Here is a 601-nt window from a genome sequence, read left to right on the forward strand (position 1 = left end):
AGGAGCTGGGGGCTGAAGCTGCGCGAGCGGTTGGGCTTCAAACGCACTGCGGTGGCGGTCGCCCGGAAGCTTGCGGTTATCATGCACAGCATGCTCAGGACAGGAGAAGTGTTCAACGCCTCGGCTGACGCCGCCGCTTAAGCGACAACCAGCCTTCCTCCCTCAGCGCGTCAAACCTGATTTGAGGCACTGAGCGTCCGTGCTGCGGACGTAGGTTGGATCATTCCGTATCGTTCCCTGCAACGTAATAGAGATTGCGCCGTTCACATAAGGAAGATCCTACCTGCGAATACCCATCATGCGGCGACATTTGTCGACCGCGAAGACAACCCTGCTCCCAGCACCGGACAGCTCTTAAGGACATGGCCGCTGAGGGCCAAACCGACAATTCGGATTGCGCCGCGTTGCCTTCCTTCAACCCGGTGAGGATACCGCATGCTCAACCCCTCTTGACGGACGGAATGCGATTATACAACGGAACCATGTTCCATGGTCGCTCAACTTGCCGCCGCCGACATGGCCCTGTCGTCTTGGCAACAGAGAGCCCGTTTCACGCTTCAGGATAACAAGGTTATTCACAAACCGAGGCGACACACGGAAA

1 pseudogene is annotated in these 601 nt (G+C 57.6%); it reads left to right on the forward strand.

Features of this window, described 5'->3' with window-relative positions:
- Positions 1–141 (forward strand): annotated as a pseudogene (locus tag IB244_RS31625) (IS110 family transposase); the annotation flags it as partial.
- Positions 142–601 lie beyond the last annotated feature (460 nt).

The sequence above is a fragment of the Rhizobium sp. RHZ02 genome (assembly GCF_014851575.1).
Lineage (GTDB): Bacteria > Pseudomonadota > Alphaproteobacteria > Rhizobiales > Rhizobiaceae > Rhizobium > Rhizobium altiplani.